The sequence below is a fragment of the Sphingobium sp. genome (assembly GCF_033795625.1).
Taxonomy (GTDB): Bacteria; Pseudomonadota; Alphaproteobacteria; order Sphingomonadales; family Sphingomonadaceae; genus Sphingobium.
This window is the reverse complement of sequence record NZ_JARYGI010000158.1, coordinates 1-500: the sequence shown is the minus strand read 5'-3', so window position 1 is coordinate 500 and position 500 is coordinate 1. Positions and strand designations below refer to the sequence as shown.

Sequence of the window (500 nt, the reverse complement as noted above, 5' to 3'; positions counted from 1 at the left end):
ACGCTTGGTGTCGAGGTGTTCACGGTTCAGCTTGTCGGCGTGGCAATCCTGCGCGAGTTCGGCGTGGTCATCGCCGCGATCCTGCTGTCGGGCCGCTCCGCATCATCTTTCGCCGCGCAGATCGGCTCGATGCGGATGAACCAGGAAACCGATGCGATGCAGGTGATGGGCGTCGACCGCTTCGACGCCCTTGTCATTCCACGGGTTCTGGCAGCGCTGCTGATGATGCCGCTGATGACCTTTTGCGCGGATATCGGTGGCATCGCCGGCGGCCTGCTGGTCAGCTGGGCCACGATCGACATCAGCCCGGTCTTCTTCATCCAGCGCACGCTCGAGACGGTGAGCATAACGCATTTCTGGATCGGGATGAGCAAGGCGCCGTTCCTGGCGCTGGTGATCGCCTCGGCGGGTTGTCGGCATGGCCTGATGGTCGGCGGCGATGTCCAGAGCCTCGGGCGCAACGTCACCTCGGCGGTGGTCCAGTCGGTCTTCATGGTCAT

Annotated in this window: 1 protein-coding gene; it reads left to right on the top strand. The window is 63.6% G+C overall.

What is annotated here, in order from left to right; all coding sequences use genetic code 11:
* Positions 1 to 39: 39 nt before the first annotated feature.
* A partial coding sequence (locus QHC67_RS19150) for an ABC transporter permease (protein ID WP_319296765.1) occupies positions 40 to 500 on the top strand: 461 nt, incomplete at its 3' end.